Raw genomic sequence first — 6488 nt, 5'->3', positions numbered from 1 at the left:
GGGTAGGCTCTTCCGAGCGCTTGTGCGCGCACCAACGGCCGCCTGGCCGCCTCGCTATAGAGACCGAGCCGGATCTTCCCGCCTGGCCGCATCAGGCGCGTCAGCGCTGCCAAGCCTTCAGCAGGATCTTCCATGCAGGGAAGCGTGCCAAACGACTCTACTAGGTCGAATGTTCTCCCGAGGCTCGGCAACTCCAGCAGGTCGGCCTGCGCATATTCGATATTGGCGATCCCCGCTTGGGCCGTCAGCCGCATGGCGTAGCCGAGGCTCGCCCGTGACAGATCCACCGCCAAAACCCTCGCTCCTGGATAACGTAGAGCGGTGTGTATCGAGTGCTTACCGGTGCCACAGCCGGCCACAAGAATATCCGCGACCGCTCCCGCCGGTTCGGACTTCGGCGATCCGATGAGCGCCCACCTAGGATAAGGGTTGGCTTCATACATCTCGCGGACCACCTCAGAGACACCGCCGCGTATCGGCGTGAGCGCGGGCACCGAAGCGCTAAACTGCCCCTCGCTAAGAACGTCAGCTATTTGCGTCTTTAGGACCGCCCTCAGGGGCGCTGGCCAGTCCGTTCGAAGAAGCTCCGCGGCGCCGGGCAAGTCGGCCAGGCCGCGATAACAAGCGCGTAGGAGCAACCCCTTCGAATCCATCGGGAGATGGGTCAGCTCCGAGGTTTCGTCCTCGCCCTCCCACCATGCATACTCATTGAGGAAACACTGGATCGCCAAATGCGCGAGCAGTGTGGGCGTGCTCCGACCGCCCTCGAGGCATCGTCGGCGCAGCGCTGTAAGCTGCTGTTCCTCATGTGCGTTTCGGATCGGTTCGGAAAGGAGCCGAGTGCCCAAGAGATGATCGTAGACAATGGCAGACCAGGGATTTCGGGTGCTCATTTGGGCGGTCTAGCATGGCCGAAGATGCTGCTCCCAGATGTAGAACCGCGATGGGAGCGGCCGCACGAGGGCCACCGCCCTTATGTCCGCATCGCGTTGGGTTGGCGCACGATGATGGCGTACCCGTAGCCGTATATCACGCTGCCATTGCTCGACCCGGCCCCGGGGCCAGAGGTACCGCCGTCTGCACCGCGATAGGTACCCTCGCCGGGGGAACCGGCCCCGCCGGTCGCGCCAGGGGCGGCTGTACCACCACTATTGCCAAGGCCATTCGACGCCGGGCTCCCCGAACCGCCAGCCGAGCCGTTGAGATTTCGGTCACCGCCGGACGCAGTACCTGGCGCATTGCCGAGCGCGCCCCCCGCTGTGACCGTACGACCTTTGAATGTGAAGGTGCTGGCGACGCCGCTGGTAGTGCTGACAATGACCGCGACGGTCTCGCCTTTGGCAAAAAGCACCAGGGATTGTGTGAAGCCTCCGCTGGCACCGGGGCCCGCGCCCGTGCTGCCGCCGCTCCCCCAGTTCGTCAGCAAGTAATAGCCGGTGGCAGGACAGGTCCAAGTATAGGAGCCTGGCGGGTATGGATGGGTGAACGGCACGAAGGCCTTCTTTCGCGCATCCATCCCCTGCCCGACGAACCCCCGGAGCTTCTGACCCGCCATCAGTAGTCCGCCCATTCGGCAATGAAGTTGTACGCCTTGGCGATCCCCGTCGCGACGTAGATGCGTTCGTTCGGCTGACCGATCAGCGGGTTGTCGTCGCTGTAGCCGAAGTCCAGCGTCGCCGGACCGTCGGCGCCACTCACCGTGTCGGAGCCTCCCGTCACGGCCGCGAACAGGTACTTGCTGACCCCTGCCGTCCCGACGTCCCGATAGGCCTGGAGATTGTTCGCCGTCACGTTCTCCAACGGCGTCGCGCTGAGCCGGGTCAGCCGCCCGCCGTTGGCGCCGAACGTCACCAACAGGGCGGTATTGGTGGGGCTGGTCGTGAATGTGGTGTTCGCAGTGGCGACGCCCACCGCGTTCGACCGCGGGGTTTGCGGCGTGATGATGCTGTTGGCTGTGACGGCCATGTCTGTCTCCTAAAGCGCGATGGCGAAGGCGAGCGCGAGGCCCTTCACGGCGCTCGCGTAGTCGCTGAGGTCGGTGGTCGAGAGCGCCTGCCAACTGGCGGTCGTACCGTCGGTGCGGACGAACTTGTCAGCGTTGCCGGCCTGGGCGGGCAAGGCGCCGGCGTTGTAGGACCAGGCCACGCCTGCGACCCAGTCCTTGATCGACGAGCCGCCGTAGCCGGGCGTCTTGACGGCGCCCCCGTCGGTGGCCGCCCAGACGATGTCGCCCGCGTCTACGGTCACGGTCGCCCCGGCGCCCGTGGTGAGCGTCACGGGGCCCGCGGTGGCGTTCCACACCAGGTAGGCCTTGCTGACCGGCGGAATGGTCACGGTGAAGGGCCCTGCCCCACCCGTGAACTTGATCATCGCGGCGCGCGCCTCGTCGTCGGCGGCGTTGGCTGTCGTGAGGGTCAAGTTCCCCGTCAGCGGCTTGGTCAGCCAGCCGGCCACGGCATAGTCGGCGTGGCCCAGCACGGCGTTCAGCTTCTCGCCCCACAGGTTGATGTTTTCACCGGTGAACTGCAGTTCGAACCGGAGCGATGGCGACCAGGACGAGGGCATCAGACGATCACCGAGCCGGTGTCCTGGCGGATCCAGTGCACGCCGTCCGAATGCGCCAGGATGTTGAGGTCGCTCACCAGCGCGAGGGTCTGCGGGTGCGCCGCGGCCGGCGGCAGCCCCGCCTCCGCCACGGCGAACAGCGGCGTGGGCGCGCCGGGCGAAATCATCGCCAGCAGCGCATCATGGAATGTCTTGAGCACGCCCCGCAGGGCCTCGGGCGCGCCCGGCCCAATCGGCAGGATCGTTGGCGACAGCATCTAGCAACCCCTTTCTGAAATCAGGTCCGGAATTTCGGTGACCAGGCGCCGCGCCGCGCGGCTGCGGGCGTCCTTGGCGTTCAGCTCCGCGATGGCCCGGTCGAGCTTGGCCTCATAGGCGCCCGCCAGTTCCGCATCGCGCAGGAACGGCCCCGCCTCGCTCAGCGCGGCGAACAGATAGACGTCCGGACTGGCGCTCAGGAGTGCGTTGGTCGGCGCCGCGTCCGACAGCGAGAAACGCCGCAGCATCCGCAGGGTCAGCGCATAGGCCTGGTCGCAGGGCCGGTCGAACGCCAGGTTCGCCCCGTCCACCGTCCAGGCGCCCGGCTCGCCGCGAAGCGACGAGGCTCCGATCAGGCTGGCCTCGATGAACGGCAGTTCCTCGCGCCCGTCCGTCCGTTGCAGCCACACCCGCAGCGGCTCGGTGAAGCCCTCCGGCAGCGGGATCGAACGCGCGCCCGTTGTGATCGCCAGGGCCACCTCGGTCTCGGCCAGCCGCGCGCGCAATACGCGGTTCAGCCGCGCCTCCGCCAGCGCGATGAATTCCGGGATCCGCGCCGTCAGGTCCGCGCGCACCAGCCAGGTGGCCGCCGCCGCCTGCAGCTCGGCATAGGTCGTGATCGCCATGGACCACCTCAAAATCTGTTGGAAAAGGGAGCGGGCGGCCGCTGGGCCGCCCGCGGTTTCAGCGACGCGCGGCCGCTAGTTGTTGGCCAGCCGGCAGGCCAGCTGCGGCCGGATGGTCTTGTAGCCGTAGAGCACGTCCAGCCGGCACGGGAACTTGTCGCCGTTGATGTCGTACTGGCGCACGATCCGCATCGAGACCCCGTCGAACACCTCGCGACTGGCGAAGTCGACGCCGGTTGGCATCACCATGTCCGCCGTGGCGAAGGCGAACGCCCCCTTCTGGTAGGCCAGCGAGATGCCGTGCGCCTGCCCCGCCGTGCCGGCGATCTGGATCGCCACGTTGTCGCCCGGCGAGGCGTTGACGTTCTGTCCCGCCCCCGACGTCACGATCGCCGGCGAGATCGGCCAGCTGGTCGACGTCGCGCCCGTCCCGATGACGAACTGCTGCTGGATGTTCGTGACCTGCTTGGTCTCCGGATGGACCCGGAACACCCCCGTGATGGTGATGATGTCGCCCGCCGCGGGCGCGTTGGCGCCGGTGTCGACCGTCAGCGTCGAGCCGGTCTGGCCTGCGCCGTTCACCAGGTAGGCGCCGTTGGCGGCGCTCCGGGCATGCGACGGCCACAGGGTGTTCTCCATGAAGTCGAACCCGGCGGTCCGCCCCATGTAGCCTTCGCGGTTCTGCTTGCTGATCGTCGCCTTGTCGTTGAACAGGCCCTTCAGCGCATCCACCAGGTCGACGTTGTCCTGGGTGTTCAGGTTGCAGGTCCGCCCGTTCAGCGGCGCCAGGTTGTCCACCAGGATCTTTCGACCCTGCAGCACCCGCGCGAACGTCGCCGCGCCGGCGCCCTGCACCTGGTTGTAGACGTCCTTGTACATGCTCATGGCGTCCGCCTCGATGTTGGCGGCCAGCACGCTCATGGCGGGCTCCAGGATGCGCTCGGAGAAGTCGTCCAGCGCCAGGGTCAGGTCCACCGAGGTGAAGTTCAGGTCGACGCCCTTCTGCGTCTGCACCTTCAGGTCCACGGAGCTTTCGACCGTGTCCTTGGCGTCCAGCGCCGAGCCGGTCCGCACCACGTATTGGTTCGGCAGGCGAATCTTCAGCGTGTCGCCCACCTTGGCGCCCTGGCGGGCGAAGCTCTCGTCATAGTCGCGCGTGATCGTGCCCACGAAATTGAGCTTCTGGTGGAGCACGCGCAGCGCCTCCCTCGTCACCGCGGTGGCGGTCAGGATGGTGTTGGGCATCGTTGGTCCTTTTGCATGTTGGATTGCAGCCGCACGTCAGCGTCCGAGGCGCGCGGACGCGCGTGCTCGGCTGCGGCCGGACAAGCCGGCGGCGGCGGGTTTCGAGGTGGGGCGATCCCGTCTTCCGGCCCCGTTGCGGCGCACCGCCTGGCCCGGAGGAATCAGTTGGTTTCTTGGAGCCCGGCGGACAGGCTACGGCCACGGCGTCGCCGACTGCTCAGCGCCTGCCCGTCAGCCGCGGCGACCTTGCCGGGCCCTGCTCAGCTCCCTGTTCATGCCGGCTCGACGATGCTAGAACGTATCCGGAACATGGAGCGCGCTGTCTTGGGGTGGGTCGAAACGTGGCGTCGCCTTACTGCGCTGCCGCTCCCCTGGCGGAGGGCGCAGCCGGATGATCGCGGCGTCCTCCGGATCTCTGGCGATGTCCTGGAGGCCGTTGACGGCCAAGAGGTGGTGGTGTTCCGCCTGGATCGCGCCAGTATTCTGGCCGTCGAGTTCTTCAAGCGGGACATGATCACCGTCGACGATGTTTGCTGCGACATCTACGTCGAAGGCGGAGACTGCTGGCGCATCGACGAGGAACTCCCCGGCTGGGATGACGCCGTCGAATGGCTTGAGGCGCTGCCCGGGTTCCGGAAGAACTGGCGTGACGACGTCATCAAGCCAGCCTTCGCGGAGTGCCGCGAAGTGGTCTTCGACCGCCGATCCTCGGACTAGCGGCGCCGCATGTTGGGCGCGTGATCGACGATCCCGCTGCCGGCGCCGTGCCCTAGCGCGCCCCCGGCGATCGCGCCGACGATGCCACCACCCAACGCGCCCCAGGGCCCCAGCACCGCTCCGGCCTCGGCGCCGGCGACTCCACCGGCCCAGCCTCCGGCCATGCCCCCGCCCACGGACGCCGCGGCGCGGGGCTTGTCCTCGGCGGCGATAACCTCGGCGCCGCCAAGCAAAGCGGAGCCGACCAGTGACGCCCTCCCGAGGCGGCCCATCGCGAGCGCCTGCTCGGTGACACGAAGGTTCGTGTGGTTTGCCGCACCGGACGTGCCGGGCGGCGGACCGTTGCTTGGCCTGACTCTTCTGATGGCCGCCCGTTGGGACGCTGGAGTTCGCTTGCGGTCGGCCTCTTTCAGCGCACTGCGCTCGGAGCTGGCGTTGCGATGGAGCCGGTGCGCTTTGTCGACGTACGGCATTCGCGTCTGTTCGGCCCGCACGCCGTTGCCCGCCACGTAGGCGGCCAAGCCTTCTGCCGCGCCGAGCTGTGGATCGGTCCAGCCCTGAGGGGGCGGCCCGCTGGTCAGGCGCGGCGCCCGATCCAGGGTTACGCGTTCACGCGGTGTCAGGTAGCCCGGCGCCGTCAGCGACCCGGCCGGCGCAGTGAGGAACGTCGCCATCAGCGCCCCCTCGCCATCTGCTCGTTGCGACGCCGCATCCACTCCTTGGTGCCCAGCTCATCGCGAACTCCGCCGCCGCCTGCGCCGCCGCCGGAGACCAGCACCGCCGGCCGCACGGCCTGGGCCTGCGCTTGTGCCTCCTGCTGGCCAGCCTGGTCCGCCCGCCAGGCCTTGTGCAGCAGCTTCCACAGCCGCGGATCGGCCATCTGGCTCAGCTCCTCCATCGTCACCCCGAAGGCCTGCGCGTACTCCACCAGCTTGTGGGCCGTGTCCGGAGACCAGCCCTCAATCTCCTGGCTGAGTTTACGGCCGGTCTCGGCCATGGCGTCGGCCGCCTCCCGGGCCGCCTTCAACTCCGCGCGCTGCACGTGGTGGGTGACGGCGTAGGCCAGCTGCTCGCGCC

The 6488-nt window shown here is 68.0% G+C and carries 9 protein-coding genes; 1 reads left to right on the top strand and 8 read right to left on the bottom strand.

The genetic code is table 11. From position 1 onward, the window contains the following. The 6 genes from QZV94_RS21855 to QZV94_RS21830 form a co-directional block, all read right to left on the bottom strand. Positions 1-893: bifunctional 2-polyprenyl-6-hydroxyphenol methylase/3-demethylubiquinol 3-O-methyltransferase UbiG (locus QZV94_RS21855; RefSeq protein ID WP_293681908.1), on the bottom strand; the 893-nt coding region annotated here is incomplete at its 3' end. A gap of 661 nt (positions 894-1554) precedes the next feature. Then, on the bottom strand, positions 1555-1965 hold the full coding sequence (locus QZV94_RS21850; protein ID WP_293681906.1) for a hypothetical protein: 411 nt from the start codon (positions 1963-1965) through the stop codon (positions 1555-1557). A gap of 9 nt (positions 1966-1974) precedes the next feature. Beyond that, positions 1975-2565 (bottom strand): hypothetical protein, encoded by a 591-nt coding sequence (locus tag QZV94_RS21845; protein ID WP_293681904.1) that lies wholly within the window; start codon positions 2563-2565, stop codon positions 1975-1977. Then, positions 2565-2822, bottom strand: a complete 258-nt coding sequence (locus tag QZV94_RS21840) for a hypothetical protein (RefSeq protein WP_293681901.1) — start codon at positions 2820-2822, stop codon at positions 2565-2567. Before QZV94_RS21840 ends, QZV94_RS21845 begins: the two co-directional genes overlap by 1 nt. Then, positions 2823-3449 (bottom strand): hypothetical protein, encoded by a 627-nt coding sequence (locus QZV94_RS21835; protein WP_293681898.1) that lies wholly within the window; start codon positions 3447-3449, stop codon positions 2823-2825. 75 nt (positions 3450-3524) lie between these two features. After that, on the bottom strand, positions 3525-4694 hold the full coding sequence (locus QZV94_RS21830) for a P22 phage major capsid protein family protein (protein ID WP_293681895.1): 1170 nt from the start codon (positions 4692-4694) through the stop codon (positions 3525-3527). 309 nt (positions 4695-5003) lie between these two features. Between QZV94_RS21830 and QZV94_RS21825 the strand changes: the two genes are divergently transcribed. Then, positions 5004-5411, top strand: coding sequence for a hypothetical protein (locus QZV94_RS21825; protein WP_293681892.1), 408 nt, complete (start codon positions 5004-5006; stop codon positions 5409-5411). Here the strand turns inward: QZV94_RS21825 and QZV94_RS21820 are convergent. Both QZV94_RS21820 and QZV94_RS21815 read right to left on the bottom strand, forming a co-directional pair. Next, complete coding sequence (locus QZV94_RS21820; RefSeq protein ID WP_293681889.1) at positions 5408-6085, bottom strand: hypothetical protein; 678 nt, start codon at positions 6083-6085, stop codon at positions 5408-5410. The two genes, QZV94_RS21825 and QZV94_RS21820, sit on opposite strands and share 4 nt — an antisense overlap. Next, on the bottom strand, positions 6085-6488 hold a 404-nt coding region (locus QZV94_RS21815), incomplete at its 5' end, for a hypothetical protein (RefSeq protein ID WP_293681886.1). The genes QZV94_RS21820 and QZV94_RS21815, both read right to left, overlap by 1 nt.

Origin of the sequence: uncultured Phenylobacterium sp., from assembly GCF_902826855.1 — a bacterium.
Taxonomy (GTDB): domain Bacteria; phylum Pseudomonadota; class Alphaproteobacteria; order Caulobacterales; family Caulobacteraceae; genus Phenylobacterium.
This window is presented reverse-complemented; position numbering and strand designations above follow the sequence as displayed.

Bases quoted from the DNA above. Each gene is read 5' to 3' on its own strand.
- QZV94_RS21850 (WP_293681906.1), bottom strand. From the start codon at position 1,965: ATGGCCGTCACAGCCAACAGCATCATCACGCCGCAAACCCCGCGGTCG.
- QZV94_RS21845 (WP_293681904.1), bottom strand. From the start codon at position 2,565: ATGCCCTCGTCCTGGTCGCCATCGCTCCGGTTCGAACTGCAGTTCACC.
- QZV94_RS21840 (WP_293681901.1), bottom strand. From the start codon at position 2,822: ATGCTGTCGCCAACGATCCTGCCGATTGGGCCGGGCGCGCCCGAGGCC.
- QZV94_RS21835 (WP_293681898.1), bottom strand. From the start codon at position 3,449: ATGGCGATCACGACCTATGCCGAGCTGCAGGCGGCGGCGGCCACCTGG.
- QZV94_RS21830 (WP_293681895.1), bottom strand. From the start codon at position 4,694: ATGCCCAACACCATCCTGACCGCCACCGCGGTGACGAGGGAGGCGCTG.
- QZV94_RS21825 (WP_293681892.1), top strand. From the start codon at position 5,004: ATGGAGCGCGCTGTCTTGGGGTGGGTCGAAACGTGGCGTCGCCTTACT.
- QZV94_RS21820 (WP_293681889.1), bottom strand. From the start codon at position 6,085: ATGGCGACGTTCCTCACTGCGCCGGCCGGGTCGCTGACGGCGCCGGGC.